Genomic DNA, 13958 nt, shown 5'->3' on the forward strand with positions numbered 1-13958 from the left:
CGGGAGCCGGGCGCCTTCGTCGTTTCCTCAGTTGAGGACGCGCAGGCGGACGGTCTGGTCCATCGCGCGGAGCTGGTCGAGCACCACGTCCGGGTAGCCCCGGGCGATGTCGGTGATCAGGTAACCGTACTCACCGCGGGTGCTGAGCATCTGGCCCTCGACGTTGACGCCGTGCTCGGCCAGGATCCGGTTGACGTCGGCGAGCACACCGGGAGTGTTCTTGTGCATGTGCACGATGCGGTGCATGCCGGGCAGCTCGGGCAGCGTCACGCCGGGCAGGTTGACGCTCAGCGTCGTGTTGCCCTCGGTGACGTATTTCGCCAGCTTGTTCGCCACGAAGCCGCCGATGTCGGACTGGGCCTCCTCGGTCGAACCGCCGATGTGCGGGGTGAGGATGACGTTCGGCAGGCCGCGCAGCTCGGAGAGGAACTCGTCGCCGCGGCCCTTGGGCTCCTTGGGGAAGACGTCGACGGCGGCACCGGCCAGCCGTCCGCTCTTCAGCGCGTCCCGCAGGGCCAGGTGGTCGACGACGATGCCCCGGGACAGGTTGAGGAACAGGCTGCCCGGCCGCATCTTGGCGAACTGCTCGGCGCCGAAGAAGCCGGCGTTGCCGGGCCGGCCGTCCACGTGCAGGGTGACGATGTCGCTGGTCTCCAGCAGCTCGTCGAGGCTGGCGCAGCGGTGCGCGTTGCTCAGCGCCAGCTTGTCGGAGGTGTCGTAGAACGAGACCGACATGCCGAGGTTCTCCGCGAGCACCGACAGCTGGGTGCCGATGTTGCCGTAACCCACGATGCCGAGGCGGCGGCCGCGGATCTCGTGCGCGCCGTCGGCCGACTTGTCCCACACGCCGGTGTGCATCAGCGCGTTCTTCTCGGTGAGCCGGCGGGTCAGCGAGATGATCTCGGCGATGGCCAGCTCGACGACCGAGCGGGTGTTGGAGAACGGCGCGTTGAAGACGGCGACGCCGCCGGCGCTGGCGGCCGGCAGATCGATCTGGTCGGTGCCGATGCAGAACGCGCCGATCGCCGCCAGGTCGGTCGCGGCCTCCAGCACCTTCGCCGTGACCTGCGTCTTGGAGCGGATGCCGAGCAGGCTCACCCCGGCGATGCGGTTGATGAGCTCGGACTCGTCGAGGGCGTTGCGGACGGACTCGACGTGGAAGCCGTCCTCCTCGAGCCGGGACACCGCATCGGGGTGGATGCTCTCCAAAAGCAGGACTCGAACCTTGGCCTGGTCGATCATCATCTTCCGTTCCATGTTTCGGTTGGCCGCCCGGGCCGCCACGCCGAAGCCCAGTTCACAGGGCGTCAAGCCTAGTCCCCCGGCATGCCGGGCCCGGTGCGGTGTGCTGGAGGTCCCATCTGCCGGTCAAACCCGGTAACTGTTACGGGCGGGCAGCGGGTGTGGTTCAGGGGTGTTTCGATCTTCAGCCGTGCATCGCCGCGCGCAGCCACGGCAGCAGGGCGTCGCCCTGGAACCGCTGGAACGCGCGGACCGTCGGCAGCCCCGGCGGTGGCGGCTGCCGGGATCGGTGCTGGAAGTAGGCGGCGCACCCGGAGATGACGCCGGTCACGGTCTCCTCGTCGACGCCGTCGAGCAGCGGGCCGGGGGCGCCGCCGTGCACGATCACGTTCACCGCGAGCAGCACGGAGTCGAGCCACGCCGGGCCGCGGCAGCCCCAGGGCCAGTCGACGATGATCATGCGGCCGTCCGGGCGTACCAGAATGTTGTCGGCCCGGATGTCGGTGTGCGCGAGTGTCTCCCCGCCGGCCATCGCGGCGATGCCGCGCTCGGCCGCCGCGTGCAACGGGCCCAGGTTTCGCAGGGCCCAGGGGGCCAGGTCGGCGGGCGGCTCGGCGGCGAGGTCCGCCCATCCGGCGAAGTCGCGGGACAGCCGGTCGGCCGCAGTGGGAAGGCCGGGCACAGGCGCCGGCGTGAGTGCGGCGGCGAGGTCGCGGAGCGCGGTTGCGGCGGCGTCGATCTCACCCTTCACCCAAGGGGTACGCGGATGAGCACCCTCGATGTCCTCGAGGATGAGCACGACCCAGTCGCCGTCGTCGAATCCGTCCAGCAGGCGCGGCACCGGGGCGCTCGCCGGCAGCCCGGCGGTGATCCGCAGCTCGCGACGGGCCATGGCGGCCGACTCCACGTTCAGCGACGGGCTCACGGCCTTGACGAACGCGCGCCGCCCGGAGGCGGTGCGCACCCGGTCGGCGGTGCCGGGGGAGAAGCCGCCCGCCTGGGACCGCGCCTCGGCCACCGGCCCGCCGCCGAGGATCGCCTCCACCCGGGCGCGGACGCCGGCGGGCAGGTCGGCCCATCCGATGCGGACGCCAGTCGCTGTGACCATGCCCGGGATAGTGACAGCCCGTAGTGCCCGCGCGAAACGCAATTCCCGCGGCCGGGGCCTCCGCCCGCTTTGTAACGGTCACCTGGTGCCTGGTCGGTATGTTCGACAGAGCGAGGTTTCACTCGGCGGGGTGAGGTGTGCGATGGGGTCGCTGGGGTGGGCGGTCGGTCTGTCCCTGCTCTCTGCCGCCTCCTACGCCGCGGCGGCGGTCGCCCAGGAGCGCCTCGCTGAGCACCGGCATCGCGGCCGGTCGCGGTGGGCGGTCGCGCTGCTGCTCACCGGCACCGGGGTGGCGCTGCACGTGGTGGCGCTGAACTTCGGGACGGTCGCGGTCGTGCAGGCGCTCGGCACGCTGACGCTGCTCATCGCGCTGCCGATCGAGGTGATCCGCTACCACACCCGGCTCAGCCGGGCCGCGTGGCTGGACGCCGCGCTCACGGTGGCCGGGCTGGCCGCGATCCTGTCACTGTCGGTGGCCGCCGAGGACCCGGCGCTGCTGACCGAGCGGACCGTGCGGACCCTGGCACTGATCACCGCGGGGACGGTCTTCGCCTGCTCGGTCGCGGCCTGGCGGGCCGGTCCGCGAGCGCGGGCGATGCTGCTGGCGGGTGCGGCGGGCGTCGCGTTCGGGATCGCGTCGGTGCTGTCCAAGGCGGTGCTGGCGTCGTTCACCACGGGCGGGATCGGTGCGGTCTCGCGGCCGGCGGCGGGGATGGTGGTGGCGTTCTCGGTCTCGGGGTATCTGCTCGGCCAGTTGTCGTACCGGGGTGCCGGGCTGGCCACCCCGCTGGCGACGGTGAGCGTCACGAATCCGCTGGTGGCCGCGGCCGCCGGGGTGGTGCTGTTCGGGGAGGGCGTGCGGTTCGGGGTGGGCGGGCTGGTCGCGGTGGGTGTGGCCGCGCTGGTCATGGCGTGGGGCGTGGTGGGGCTGGCGCGGCGGACGGCGGGGTCGGGCAGCGACCCCCGCGGGGCGTCGGAGTCACAGCGGGCAGCGGCGGGCTAGAGAGCAGCGCGGGCAGGGCGAGGCACAGGGCCGTGGCCAGGAGGAGGCGGGACTCCTGGAGTGGCCAGAGGCCGAGGGCGGTCACCGGCAGGAGCATGACGGCCAGGATCAGGGCGCGGGTGGCGTGGGCGAGGGGGAGGAAGGCGGCCAGGACCAGCCAGATCTGGTGGTGGGTCCAGGAGACGGGTGAGAGCACGACGCTCGCGGCCCCGGTGATGACCAGGGCGGCGAGGCGGTCGAGGTTTCTGGTGGCGAGCAGGGCCGTCGCGGCGATCAGTCCGGCCAGGGCGGTGGCCAGGAGTTCGCGGTGGGGTACGCCGAGGCGGAGCAGGGCGCCGTTGAGCGACTGGTTGCCCACCGAGGTGATGAAGCCGAGCCGGGACACGTCGTGGAACTCGGTGGTCCAGTAACGCCAGGACTCGGCGGGCAGCAGGTGGGCGGCCAGGAGCCCGCAGGCCAGGAACGTGGCGGTGGCGACGCCGGCGGCGCGGCGGCGGCCGGTCAGCCACAGCATCGGGATGAAGATCAGTGGTGTCAGCTTGATCGCGGCGGCCAGGCCGATCAGCACGCCCTGGTGGCGGCTGTGGCGCAGGAGCAGAACGTCGGTGGCGACCAGGACGGCCAGCAGCAGGCTCACCTGGCCGTACTTGAACGTGGACGAGACCGGTGCGGAGAGCATCAGGACCAGGGCGACCAGCGGGGCCGCGCGGCGGTCGACCAGCAGTGCCAGCGCGGCCACCGCCAGGGCCGTGCCGGCGGTCCAGATCAGGTGCAGCAGGCCGGTCGGCACGGCGCTCAGGGGCAGCATGAGCAGGGCGGCGAACGGCGGATAGGTGAACGGGGCGGTCCCGTTGCGGAAGTAGTCGTAGAGGCCGGTGCCGCTCTGCAGGCTCTCCACCCCGCCCACGTAGACCCGCAGGTCGGTGAGGCCCTCGGGGCGGCTGAGTGCCAGATATCCGGCGATCAGGGCGACCAGGATGGCGGGAGACCAGCGCTTCATCAGCATTATCGCATCTCTACATAGGGTCCGCGACGGGGTGACGCGCCGCGCGGACGGCGGTCAGAGGGTGAGCGGGCGCCGATCGGCCAGGTGGTGCGCGACCAGGAGGGCGACGGCGAGGGCCAGCGCGGCGGGGCCGGCGGGGTGGGCCAGGAAGCCGAACCCGAAGACCGTGGAGTTGTCGGCGAGGCGGGGCAGGACGGCCTCGGCGGTCGTGGAGCGGGGCAGCCGCGGGGCGAGCAGCAGGACGGCGGCGGCGGTGAGGGTGCCGCCGGCGATCCGCGGATCGAGCCGGGTGAAGACCTTCCGGGGCGTGGCGGTGCGTGCGGGGCTGAGCAGGGCGGCGGTCAGGAAAGCGGTGCAGAGCAGCAGCGGGCCGGTCAGGGTGGCCGCGGTGGCGAGCAGGATGTCGGAGGCGTGGAAGGCCCCGAGTGCGGGGCCGAACCCGCCGGTGCCGCCGGGGAGCATGGCCAGCGGGAACCAGGCCGGGGCCGAGGCGGCCGGGACGCCCAGGGCGGCGGCGGCGTGCAGGCAGCCGGTGATCGCGGCGGCCTCCACCGCCAGGAAACCGCCGGTCAGGGCGGCGAGGGCGGCAACGCGGGGACGGCCGGTGGTCCGGAGGTGGCGGGTGGCGCGGCAGGTGGCGGCTGTCACGACCGTCCAGCTCAGAATCGTGGGGGCGATCTCGCGCCAGCCCATGAACGGCATGACCGGGGTCTCGTTGCCGGCGAGCAGGAACACGTACGCGAAAAAGGCCGTGACCAGTGTCGCGCGCGACGGATGCCGGGGTGCCCAGCGTGCCCCGGCGGCCGCCATCAGCAGGCACGACGCCGCCAGCAGGGTGCCGACCAGCGCCGCCTCGCCGGACCAGGGCAGCGCGGTCTCGGCCAGGTGCAGGCTCTGGCGGACGCCGTTGAACAGGGCGGCGGCGATCAGCACGAGCAGGGCGGGTGCGGCGATCGCGGGCCACGGGAAGCGGCGCGGGGACGAGACGGCCAGGCTGGCGGCGAAGGTGAGCATCCGGCCGGGCCGGTCGCGCAGGCAGGCCAGCTCGGCGGCCCACTCCCGGCGCATCGGGCCCGCGACGTCGCTCGGCCAGCGGCGTGCCGCGACCGTGAGCAGGGCGGACGCGACGCGCTCGGCGAAGCTCGGACCAGCCATGTCGGAACTCTACATAGCCCAACCCGGGCTCGTCACGGCGCGCGAGGGAGCATCACGGTAACGATCAGGCCGCCCTCGTCGCGGGCGTCGGCTCGCACGTCGCCGCCGTGGGCGCGGGCCACCGCACGGACGATCGACAGGCCCAGGCCGGCGCCGGGGGAGTGGAGACGCTCGGTGCCGTAGCGGTGGAACGGCTCGAACAGGCCGGGCACGTCGTAGCGGGGCACCACCGGGCCGGAGTTGGCCACCTGCAGCTCCACCCAGCCGTCGACGCGGGTACGCGTCGCGACACTCACCCAGCCGTTGATCGCGATGTTGTGGCGTATGCCGTTCTCCACGAGGTTCTGCACGAGACGCTCCAGCAGAACCGGATCGCCCAGGACAGCGGCCTCGCCCGGTTCGGAGAGGACCTTCACGGTGTCCGAGACGGCCACGTGGTCGACGATGTCGGCGAGGTCGACGTACGCCCGCTCGGTGACCTCCCGGTCCGAGCGGGCCAGCAGCAGCAGCCCGTCGATCAGGCGGCCGTGCCGGTCGTTGATGGCCAGCAGGGTGGTGCCGAGCTGGCGTACCTCGGGGGACGCCGTCTCCGGGGCGAGCGCCACCTCCAGCAGGGTCCGGTTGAGGGTGAGCGGCGTACGCAGCTCGTGCGACGCGCTCGCGATGAACCGGCGCTGGCCGTCGAACGAGTGGTCGAGCCGGGCCAGCATCAGGTCGAACGTGTCGGCCAGCTGTTTGAGCTCGTCGTCCGGCCCGTCCAGGGCGATCCGCTCGTGCAGGCCCCGGTCGGCCGCCGGTGACTCGGCGATGCGCCGGGCGGTCGCGGTGATCTGGTGCAGCGGCTGCAGCAGGCGCCCGGCGAGCAGCCAGCCCAGCACGACGGCCGCCGTGCTGATCACGAGGAGCGCGATGAGCCCCTGGGTGAGCATCGTGCTCAGCGTGGTGGCCTGGGTCCCCTCGATGAGCTGCTTGACCGCCTCCTCGCCCTCCACCCCGGCCAGCTCGTCCGGCGGCGGCGCGGCCCGGCCGGAGAAGGAGGTGTGCAACGTGGCCGAGCCGGCCTGCCGGGCCACCACGTAGATGGCGCCGAGCAGTACCAGCCCGGCCACGACGAACAGGCCGCCGTAGACGAGGGTGAGCCGGCCGCGCACGGTGAGTCTCATCGGATCCGGTACCCCACTCCCGGCTCGGTCAGCACCACGGGCGGGTCGCCCAGCTTGCGGCGCAGCTTGAGGATCGTCATCCGCACCGCGTGGGTGAACGGGTCGGCGTTCTCGTCCCACGCCTTCTCCAGCAGCGTCTCCGCGGAGACCGCCGTCCCGTCGGCGCGCAGCAGCTCGGACAGGACCGCGAACTCCTTGCGCGACAGCGGCACGTACCGGCCGTCGCGGTGTACCTCCCGACGGTACGGATCCAGGCTGATCCCGGCCCGCCGCAGCACCGGAGGAGCGGCCGGCCGGGCCCGCCGTCCCAGCGCCGCCACCCGCGCGGACAGCTCCCGGAAGGCGAACGGTTTCGGCAGGTAGTCGTCGGCGCCCAGGGCCAGCCCGGCGACCCGGTCGTCGATCCCGGCGGCCGCGGTCAGCATCAGCACCCGGATCTCCGCGTTGCGCTCGGCCAGCACCTCGCACACCTTGTCGCCGTGCACGACCGGCACGTCACGGTCCAGGACGACCACGTCGTAGTCGTTGACGTCGATCCGTTCCAGCGCGGACCCGCCGTCGTAGACGACGTCCACAGCGTGCGCCTCGTGCCGTAACCCCTGCGCCACCGCGTCGGCGAGCAGCGGCTCGTCCTCCACCACCAGGATCCGCATGCCTCCATACTGGCCCGGCGCCGCGTCAATTCGCCGTCATCGTTTTAGGTGACGGCCGGGAAACCACGGTCTCGCTTCACTGCCTCACATGGACAGACGAGGACTGATAGTCGCATTACTGCTCCTGACACCACTGGCGGGCTGCGCGGCGAAGGCCGAGACGCCGGGCGTGGCCACCGCCGCCAGCGGCGGGCCGAAGGCGTCGGTCACCGCGTCACCGAATGTCAGCATCGACCCGGACGCGCCGATCAAGTTCGCGAGGTGCATGCGCGAGAACGGCATGACCTGGTTCCCCGACCCGCAGAACGGCAAGTCCGTCATCCGGGTGCCCTCGAACGTCGACCCGGACAAGATGAAGGCCGCCGAGGAGGCCTGCCGCCAGTACGCGCCGAACGACGGTGAGCGGCCGCAGATGAACCCGGCCGACCTCGAGGCGGTCCGGCAGATGGCCAGGTGCATGCGGGAGAACGGGGTGCCCAACTTCCCCGACCCGAAGCCCGACGGCAGCCTCGAGATCAACGGTGACGACCTCGGGACCGGCCCGGGCGAGCCGACGTTCGACAAGGCCGAGCAGACCTGCTCCAAGTACCGGCCGTCCGGCGCGGCCGAGCGGCACGTCCAGAAGAACGGGCCGGGCGAGGTGGCGGCGGCATGAGGCGCAGGACGACAGTGGCGGTGGCGGCCGTGCTCACCGCCGGGGCGGCGGCCGCGGCCGTGGTGATCGCCGGGACACCCGAGGCGGAGAGCGGCACCGGCTCGGCCGGCACCACCACGACGGTGACCGCCGACGTGCTCAAGGAGACGCTGGTCGATCAGGAGGACCACGACGGTTCCCTCGGGTACGGCGACTCCACGACGGTCGGCACCCGGCTGGGCGGCACCGTGACCAGGCTGCCGGCCACCGGTACGACACTGCGGCGCGGCAAGGCCCTCTACCGCGTCGACAACGATCCGGTGCTGCTGCTCTACGGGACCCTGCCCGCGTACCGGGACCTGGCGCCCGGTGCCGAGGGCCCGGACGTCAAGCAGTTCGAGAAGAACCTGTGGGCCCTCGGCTACCGCGGTTTCACCGTCGACAGCGACTACACCTCGTCGACCGCCGGCGCCGTCGAGGACTGGCAGGAGGACCTGGGTCTGGACGAGACCGGCACGGTTGAGCTGGGCCGGGTCGTCTACCAGCCCGGAGCCGTACGCGTGGACGCGCTCAGCTCCGCGATCGGCGACGCCGTGCAGCCGGGCGGCGAACTCCTCACGGTCACCGGAACCGGCCGGGTGGCCTCCGTCCAGCTGGAGATGAGCGACCAGCGGCTCGCCAAGAAGGGCGCCGCGGTCGAGGTGACCCTGCCCGACGGCGACCGGGTGCCGGCCCGCATCACCGGGATCGACACGAGCGTCGTGGAGTCCGAGAACCCGGCCGAGGACGACAAGACGGTCCTGGACCTGACGATCACGTTCAGCAAGCCGCCGGACGCGCTCGACGACGCGGCGGTGACGGTCGCGTTCGCCTCCACCAAGCGGGAGAACGTGCTCACCGTACCGGTCAAGGCGCTGCTCGCGCTGGCCGAGGGCGGGTACGGCCTGCAGCTGGTCGAGAACGGCGCCACCCGCATCGTGGCCGTGGAGACCGGCCTGTTCGCCGGCGGCCGGGTCGAGGTGTCCGGTGGTGGTCTCACCGAGGGCATGAAGGTCGGGGTGCCGGAATGAGCCCGGTGATCGAGCTGGAGCGGGTGAGCAAGACGTACCCGGGCGGGGTCACCGCGGTCCGCGACGTCGACCTGAGCGTCGAGCCCGGTGAGCTGATCGCCATCGTCGGCCCGTCCGGCTCCGGCAAGTCGACCATGCTTCATCTGATCGGCACGCTGGACCGCCCGTCGGCCGGCGCCGTGCACATCGACGGGTACGACGTGGCCCGCCTCTCCGACCGGCAGCTCTCGGCGTTGCGGGCACGCCGGATCGGTTTCGTGTTCCAGCAGTTCCACCTGGCACCGGGGCGGGACGCGGTCGCCAACGTCGCGGACGGGCTGCTGTACTCCGGCGTACCCAAGAAAGAGCGTGAGCGGCGCGCCGAGGCCGCCCTGGTCCGGGTCGGCCTCGGTGACCGGCTCACGCACCGCCCGCACCAGCTCTCCGGCGGTGAACGGCAACGGGTGGCCATCGCCCGCGCGGTGGCCGGCGACCCGGCGGTGCTGCTCGCCGACGAGCCCACCGGCAACCTGGACTCGGTCTCCGGCGCCGGGGTGGTGGGGCTGCTGCGCGAGCTCAACGCGGCCGGCACCACCGTCCTGGTGATCACCCACGATCACGAGATCGCCAACAGCCTGCCCCGGCAGGTCCCGATGCTGGACGGGAGCGTGATCTGAATGGCCGTCCTGCAACCCGCCCGGCTGAGCGGCTCCGATCTGCTGCGGCTCGGCGGTTCCGGACTGCGCGCCCGTCCGCTGCGTGCGGTGCTCTCCGCTCTCGGCATCGCGATCGGCATCGCCGCGATGGTCGCCGTGGTGGGCATCTCCACCTCGAGTGCGGCGAGCCTGGACCGCGCGCTCGCCGCGCTCGGCACCAACATGCTCACCGTCGCGCCGGGCGACACTATGTTCGGCGAGGAGGCGACGCTGCCGGACGACGCCCTCCCGATGATCAAGCGGATCGGGCCGGTCACCTCGGCCACCGCCACCGGCGTCGTCAACGACACCTCGGTCTATCGCACCGACCAGGTGCCCAAGGGCGAGACCGGCGGCCTGTCCGTGCTCGCCGCGCAGCTCGACCTGCTCGGCACGGTCGGCGCCGAGATCGCCAGCGGATCGTGGCTGAACGCGGCGACCGGCCGCTACCCGGTGGTGGTGCTCGGCGACGCGGCGGCCCGGCGGCTCGGCGCGGTCCCGTCCGTCTACATCGGCGGCCGCTGGTACCCGGTGGCCGGTGTGCTGCGGCAGGTGCCGCTCGCCCCCGAACTGGACAACGCGGTCCTGATCGGGTGGGACGCCGCCAAGAGCTACCTGGGCTTCGACGGCCACGCCACGACCATCTACACCCGGTCGGTCGAGTCGCAGGTCGAGGCGGTGCAGGCGGTGCTGGCGCCGACCGCGAACCCGGAGAGCCCGGACGAGGTGCAGGTCTCCAACCCCTCCGACGCGCTGGCCGCGCGGCGGGCCGCCAGCACGACCTTCACCGCGCTGCTGCTCGGCCTGGGCGCCGTCGCGCTGCTGGTCGGCGGCATCGGCGTCGCCAACACCATGGTGATCTCGGTGCTCGAACGCCGCGCGGAGATCGGCCTGCGCCGCTCGCTGGGCGCCACCCGGGGCCAGATCCGTACGCAGTTCGTCGCCGAGTCGCTGCTGCTGTCGCTGTTCGGCGGCGCCGGCGGGGTGCTCGCCGGTTTCGTGGTCACGCTGATCTACGCGATCACCCAGGGGTGGCCCACGGTGGTGCCGCTCTGGGCGGTCGCCGGCGGGATCGGCGCGACGCTGGTCATCGGCGCGGTCGCCGGGCTGTACCCGGCGATCAGGGCCGCGCGGCTGGCGCCGACCGAGGCACTTGCCGCGGCCTGACCGGTACCGCCACGACCAGGTGGGCTTCGATCGGCACGGCGACGCTGCCGCCGATCCCGGCGAAGCCCGCCATGGCCGACCGGCACGCCGCGGTGATCCGCTGGTCCGGGCCCACCCCGAGCGGGAGCAGCTCACCGGTCACGAACGCCTCGATCGACGGCGCCCGGGTCGCGCCGGTCCAGGTCTCGAACCGTTCCACGCGCAGCCCGGCCGCCGCGAACCAGCCGGCCAGCTCGTCCGGCTCCCCGGCGGCGAAGTACGCCTCGATCAGCTTCACCGTCGCCGGCTCGGCGTGCGCCGCGACCACGTCGGTGAACACCCGGTACCCGGCGCTGTGCGACAGCCGGCCCGGCACCTGCACCGCGACCCGGCCGGCCACCCGGCCCATCTCCCGCAGCGCACCCGGCCGGTCGGCGAGGAACATCAGCGCCGCCTGCGACAGCGCCAGGTCGAACGCACCGGCCGGGAACGGCAGGTCGGCCGCGTCGCCGCGTTCCCAGCGCAGTCCGGGCCGGATCGAGCGGGCCACCGCCAGCATCGCCTCGCTGCGGTCCAGCCCGGTCACCACACCGTCCGGCCCGGCGCGATCGGCCGCGGTGCGCGCCACGATGCCGGTGCCGCAGGCCACGTCGAGCACCCGGCTGCCGGGGCGTACCCCGGCGGTGTCGACCAGATGCCGCGCCCACGCCGCGAACAGCGCCGGGACGAACGTCGACTCGTAGAATTCGGCGGCCTCCGCCGTCAGGTCATAGGTTATGCACCCAGGCAACAGCGCCGGGCGGGGTGCGGCCAGTTCGAATACTGGACCGGGCCTGGCGCGCGGCGGCGCGCCGCCGGATCGTAGGGGGATGCGAGGCTACGGGCAGTACTGTCCGATCGCCCTGGCCGCCGAGGTCTTCGCCGAGCGATGGACACCGATCATCATCCGCAACCTGCACCTGGGCTGCGGGCGATTCACCGAGATCCTCGACGGCGCGCCCGGCCTGCCGCGCAGTGTGCTCAGCCAGCGGCTGCGGTCGCTCGAGCGTGCCGGGGTGGTCAGCCGCGGCGCCGGCGGTTACACGCTGACCGGCTGCGGTCACGAACTCGCCGAGGTGTGCCTCGCGCTGGGTGCCTGGGGTGCCCGCTGGCGCCAGGCGCGGCCCGAGGACCAGGACCCCTACCTGGCTCTGTGGACACTCTCCCGCATGATCACTCCCGGCATGGTGCCGCGGCCGCGGGTCGTGGTGCGCTTCCAGATCACCGACCGGCCGCCGCCGAACGTGTTCTGGCTGGTGCTCTCCGCCACCGGGCACGAGGTCTGCGCCCACCCGCCCGGTTTCCCGGAGGACGGGCAGGTGGTCACGGACACCGCCGGCCTGGTGCGCTGGTATGCCTCCGAGGCCGTCCTGACCGGCCGGATCACCGCGCCGCGATGGCTTCGCGATTCGCTCACTCTCTGGGGGCGATTGAACCCCTTCATAGGGTACGGGCAATCGCGTACCGCCTGATCGAGACCCGCGACCGGGCCCGGTGGTCGCGGCTGTGCCGCGACCGCCGGGCGGACCTGCCTACTTGGCCGTCTCGACCGGCCTGGTCAGCGACACCGTGCCGCCCATGCACAGGCCCGGCTCCTTACCCAGCTTCTCGGCGATCTGCAGGCAGCGGGCCACCTGGTCGACGCTCGCGTCGGTACGGGTGATCTCCGCCCGGGTCTTCGCGTTCGCCTTGTCGATCTCCAGGTTGCGCGCCTCCAGGATCTTCTGCCCGTACGCGGCGATCGCCTGCGTCGTCGGCTCGTCGTAGCGCGGCGACTCGAACGCCACCGACTTCACCACGATCTCGTCGCCGAGTTCGGTGTTGAGTGCCTTGACCAGCGGTTCCTTGTAGGTCTTGTTGAGGTCGGGCGCCGGCGCGTCACCGCTGGTGACGTCGACCGAGCCGAGCGGGTCGAAGTCCGCGAAGATCGAGGTCATGGCGCCGTTGATCTGCGGGTTGACCCGTCGCTCGACGAACACCTCGAACCGGCTCAGGTCGTCGACCTCCCGGTACGCCGCCCAGTTCTCCGGTGCCTTCTCCGCCTTCGCCGACCACTCGATCTGCACCGGGATGCAGGCCCGCCGCTGTGCCGCGATGGTCACCCACACGCACTGGTCGCCGAGGTGCGCGTAGGTCTGCCCGGACGCGTCCCACTCGTCGATGCCCTCCCACGGCAGTGTCCACTGCAGACCGGCGCCGGTGGTCCGGCCGGTCGGCTTGTTCCACGACGTCACGATGCCTACGTTGCGGGTCGGCACGACGGTGATGCTGGCCGCGACAACGCAGCCGACCGCCACCACGAGACCGGCGCCGAAGGTCAGCCACGCCTGGCGGCGCAGTTTGTCGGCCTTGGCGGTGCGCGCGGCGATCAGGGCGATCAGGGCGACGACGGCGACGAGGATGCCGAAGACGAACAACGGAATCGTCTACTTCCTACTCGGAGGCGGTTTGCGATCTTGTACTCGACGATAAGACAGTGACTCAAGTGCATCTCGTCCCACCTGCGGGTTCGCGTTTCTCCGAGCCGCCGGGCGGGATCCGTGCGAGCATCGGTCATGCGTTCGGTTTTAGCCCTTTTGTTAGTCTTTTCCGCATCCCCGGCGTACGGGGCCGTCAAGTTCGACCCGCAGACCGGCACCGGCTTCGTCGACCGCGCCGACGTGCGGAAGGCCTTCGGCTGGGACGACGCGGCGCTGAACGCCCGCGCCGGCGATGTCGAGTTCGGCTACCGGACCTCCACCGACGACGTGTACTCGGTGATGTGCGGACGGCGTACGATCCGGGTCCCGCACCAGCGCGTCAGCTCCTCCACGGCGCTCAAGGTGCGGGTGGAGCGCGACGGGTTCGCTCTCGACGGTGCGGTGGCCGGTATCTCGGGCACGTCCGTCGCCCCGGCGGTCGGGTTCCCGTGCCCCGACGAACGAAAGCCGGCCGACAAGATCACCAAGGTGGAGCTGCTCTGCACCAGCACCCGGGCGGCGCTCGTCGCCTCACACGGCTCGTCACCGGCCGAGTCGCACGATCTGCAGGTGACGGAATCCGCGTGTCACGATTGACGCCCGTCC

General features: G+C 72.4%; 15 protein-coding genes. 7 read left to right on the forward strand and 8 right to left on the reverse strand.

The window, feature by feature from the left end; genetic code table 11:
- Nucleotides 1–27: 27 nt before the first annotated feature.
- Nucleotides 28–1257, reverse strand: coding sequence for a phosphoglycerate dehydrogenase (serA, locus tag AB0M02_RS10180; protein ID WP_364224205.1), 1230 nt, complete (start codon nucleotides 1255–1257; stop codon nucleotides 28–30).
- 169 nt (nucleotides 1258–1426) lie between these two features.
- Complete coding sequence (locus AB0M02_RS10185) at nucleotides 1427–2350, reverse strand: aminoglycoside phosphotransferase family protein (protein WP_364224207.1); 924 nt, start codon at nucleotides 2348–2350, stop codon at nucleotides 1427–1429.
- A 142-nt stretch (nucleotides 2351–2492) separates the two neighbouring features.
- Between AB0M02_RS10185 and AB0M02_RS10190 the strand changes: the two genes are divergently transcribed.
- Entirely contained in the window at nucleotides 2493–3353 is an 861-nt protein-coding gene (locus tag AB0M02_RS10190; protein ID WP_364224209.1) for a DMT family transporter, read from the forward strand.
- Here AB0M02_RS10190 and AB0M02_RS10195 read toward each other — a convergent pair.
- From AB0M02_RS10195 to AB0M02_RS10210, 4 genes are read right to left on the reverse strand one after another with little or no spacing between them, the layout of a single operon-like run.
- On the reverse strand, nucleotides 3256–4353 hold the full coding sequence (locus AB0M02_RS10195; RefSeq protein ID WP_364224211.1) for a glycosyltransferase 87 family protein: 1098 nt from the start codon (nucleotides 4351–4353) through the stop codon (nucleotides 3256–3258). The genes AB0M02_RS10190 and AB0M02_RS10195 overlap by 98 nt on opposite strands.
- Before the next feature lie 60 nt (nucleotides 4354–4413).
- Entirely contained in the window at nucleotides 4414–5514 is a 1101-nt protein-coding gene (locus tag AB0M02_RS10200; RefSeq protein ID WP_364224213.1) for a hypothetical protein, read from the reverse strand.
- Between the two features lie 32 nt (nucleotides 5515–5546).
- Nucleotides 5547–6677 (reverse strand): ATP-binding protein, encoded by a 1131-nt coding sequence (locus AB0M02_RS10205; protein WP_364224215.1) that lies wholly within the window; start codon nucleotides 6675–6677, stop codon nucleotides 5547–5549.
- Nucleotides 6674–7330: a response regulator transcription factor gene (locus tag AB0M02_RS10210; protein WP_364224217.1), complete on the reverse strand. Its 657-nt coding sequence runs from the start codon at nucleotides 7328–7330 to the stop codon at nucleotides 6674–6676. The genes AB0M02_RS10205 and AB0M02_RS10210 overlap by 4 nt, the downstream gene beginning before the upstream one ends.
- 88 nt (nucleotides 7331–7418) lie before the next feature.
- On the opposite strand from AB0M02_RS10210, the gene AB0M02_RS10215 reads away from it, so the two are divergent.
- The 4 genes from AB0M02_RS10215 to AB0M02_RS10230 are packed head-to-tail and all read left to right on the forward strand — an operon-like array spanning nucleotide 7419 to nucleotide 10875.
- Entirely contained in the window at nucleotides 7419–7985 is a 567-nt protein-coding gene (locus AB0M02_RS10215) for a hypothetical protein (RefSeq protein ID WP_364224219.1), read from the forward strand.
- Complete coding sequence (locus AB0M02_RS10220) at nucleotides 7982–9034, forward strand: peptidoglycan-binding protein (RefSeq protein ID WP_364224221.1); 1053 nt, start codon at nucleotides 7982–7984, stop codon at nucleotides 9032–9034. The genes AB0M02_RS10215 and AB0M02_RS10220 overlap by 4 nt, the downstream gene beginning before the upstream one ends.
- A complete protein-coding gene (locus AB0M02_RS10225) occupies nucleotides 9031–9690 on the forward strand; it encodes an ABC transporter ATP-binding protein (protein ID WP_364224223.1) in 660 nt (219 codons plus the stop codon). The genes AB0M02_RS10220 and AB0M02_RS10225 overlap by 4 nt, the downstream gene beginning before the upstream one ends.
- On the forward strand, nucleotides 9691–10875 hold the full coding sequence (locus tag AB0M02_RS10230; RefSeq protein WP_364224225.1) for an ABC transporter permease: 1185 nt from the start codon (nucleotides 9691–9693) through the stop codon (nucleotides 10873–10875).
- Here the strand turns inward: AB0M02_RS10230 and AB0M02_RS10235 are convergent.
- Nucleotides 10829–11644: a methyltransferase domain-containing protein gene (locus AB0M02_RS10235; protein ID WP_364224227.1), complete on the reverse strand. Its 816-nt coding sequence runs from the start codon at nucleotides 11642–11644 to the stop codon at nucleotides 10829–10831. The two genes, AB0M02_RS10230 and AB0M02_RS10235, sit on opposite strands and share 47 nt — an antisense overlap.
- 79 nt (nucleotides 11645–11723) lie before the next feature.
- Between AB0M02_RS10235 and AB0M02_RS10240 the strand changes: the two genes are divergently transcribed.
- Nucleotides 11724–12365: a helix-turn-helix domain-containing protein gene (locus AB0M02_RS10240; protein WP_364224229.1), complete on the forward strand. Its 642-nt coding sequence runs from the start codon at nucleotides 11724–11726 to the stop codon at nucleotides 12363–12365.
- Nucleotides 12366–12425: 60 nt separating this feature from the next.
- Here AB0M02_RS10240 and AB0M02_RS10245 read toward each other — a convergent pair whose 3' ends face one another.
- Complete coding sequence (locus AB0M02_RS10245) at nucleotides 12426–13310, reverse strand: hypothetical protein (protein WP_364224231.1); 885 nt, start codon at nucleotides 13308–13310, stop codon at nucleotides 12426–12428.
- A 138-nt stretch (nucleotides 13311–13448) separates the two neighbouring features.
- Between AB0M02_RS10245 and AB0M02_RS10250 the strand changes: the two genes are divergently transcribed.
- Nucleotides 13449–13949 (forward strand): hypothetical protein, encoded by a 501-nt coding sequence (locus AB0M02_RS10250; protein WP_364224233.1) that lies wholly within the window; start codon nucleotides 13449–13451, stop codon nucleotides 13947–13949.
- The last annotated feature ends 9 nt before the right edge of the window (nucleotides 13950–13958 follow it).

It is taken from the genome of Actinoplanes sp. NPDC051861 (assembly GCF_040681145.1).
GTDB lineage: Bacteria > Actinomycetota > Actinomycetes > Mycobacteriales > Micromonosporaceae > Actinoplanes.

Bases quoted from the DNA above. Each gene is read 5' to 3' on its own strand.
- AB0M02_RS10190 (WP_364224209.1), top strand. From the start codon at position 2,493: ATGGGGTCGCTGGGGTGGGCGGTCGGTCTGTCCCTGCTCTCTGCCGCC.
- AB0M02_RS10205 (WP_364224215.1), bottom strand. From the start codon at position 6,677: ATGAGACTCACCGTGCGCGGCCGGCTCACCCTCGTCTACGGCGGCCTG.
- AB0M02_RS10250 (WP_364224233.1), top strand. From the start codon at position 13,449: ATGCGTTCGGTTTTAGCCCTTTTGTTAGTCTTTTCCGCATCCCCGGCG.
- AB0M02_RS10200 (WP_364224213.1), bottom strand. From the start codon at position 5,514: ATGGCTGGTCCGAGCTTCGCCGAGCGCGTCGCGTCCGCCCTGCTCACG.
- AB0M02_RS10225 (WP_364224223.1), top strand. From the start codon at position 9,031: ATGAGCCCGGTGATCGAGCTGGAGCGGGTGAGCAAGACGTACCCGGGC.
- AB0M02_RS10230 (WP_364224225.1), top strand. From the start codon at position 9,691: ATGGCCGTCCTGCAACCCGCCCGGCTGAGCGGCTCCGATCTGCTGCGG.
- AB0M02_RS10240 (WP_364224229.1), top strand. From the start codon at position 11,724: ATGCGAGGCTACGGGCAGTACTGTCCGATCGCCCTGGCCGCCGAGGTC.
- AB0M02_RS10220 (WP_364224221.1), top strand. From the start codon at position 7,982: ATGAGGCGCAGGACGACAGTGGCGGTGGCGGCCGTGCTCACCGCCGGG.
- serA (WP_364224205.1), bottom strand. From the start codon at position 1,257: ATGGAACGGAAGATGATGATCGACCAGGCCAAGGTTCGAGTCCTGCTT.
- AB0M02_RS10195 (WP_364224211.1), bottom strand. From the start codon at position 4,353: ATGAAGCGCTGGTCTCCCGCCATCCTGGTCGCCCTGATCGCCGGATAT.
- AB0M02_RS10210 (WP_364224217.1), bottom strand. From the start codon at position 7,330: ATGCGGATCCTGGTGGTGGAGGACGAGCCGCTGCTCGCCGACGCGGTG.
- AB0M02_RS10185 (WP_364224207.1), bottom strand. From the start codon at position 2,350: ATGGTCACAGCGACTGGCGTCCGCATCGGATGGGCCGACCTGCCCGCC.
- AB0M02_RS10215 (WP_364224219.1), top strand. From the start codon at position 7,419: ATGGACAGACGAGGACTGATAGTCGCATTACTGCTCCTGACACCACTG.